Below are 436 nucleotides of genomic sequence, written 5' to 3' on the forward strand. Positions count from 1 at the left end.
GGTCGACCCCGATGCAGAGAGCCGCGACGAGACTGGGGACGGTGCCGAGAAACCGTGGGCCGTCTTCCGGCAGGACAAGCCCGGTGGGTATCACACGCACGGCGGTGATGTCGAAGCCCCCAGCACCGCCGGCGCAGAACAGGCGGCGATTGCGGCGTTCACTGACGACGACCCCAACAGTCTCTGGGTCGTACAGCACCAGTACATCGGTGAAGTCACCGAGGACGACGTGAGCTTCGGTGGAACGACCAACAAGTCCTACCGGTTCGCACAGACGTACAACGTCGATCCGGCTGCTGAGGAGGTCGAAGCCTCCGAATCCGAGCAGATAGAAGCGGAGAAACAGCGAGGTGAGATCTAATGGCAACAACGGAATCCGACCTCGGTGGTCCAGCCGACCTGTCCGAGGACGAACAGCGCGCAGTCGAGGCACAGC

Annotated in this window: 1 protein-coding gene; it reads left to right on the forward strand. The window is 62.8% G+C overall.

The window, feature by feature from the left end; genetic code table 11:
* Positions 1 to 361, forward strand: a 361-nt coding sequence (locus tag IL252_RS17375) for a PacF protein (protein WP_208629066.1), incomplete at its 5' end; no start/stop codon positions are given.
* Positions 362 to 436 lie beyond the last annotated feature (75 nt).

The organism is Halomicrobium sp. IBSBa (assembly GCF_017612575.1).
Classification (GTDB): domain Archaea; phylum Halobacteriota; class Halobacteria; order Halobacteriales; family Haloarculaceae; genus Halomicrobium.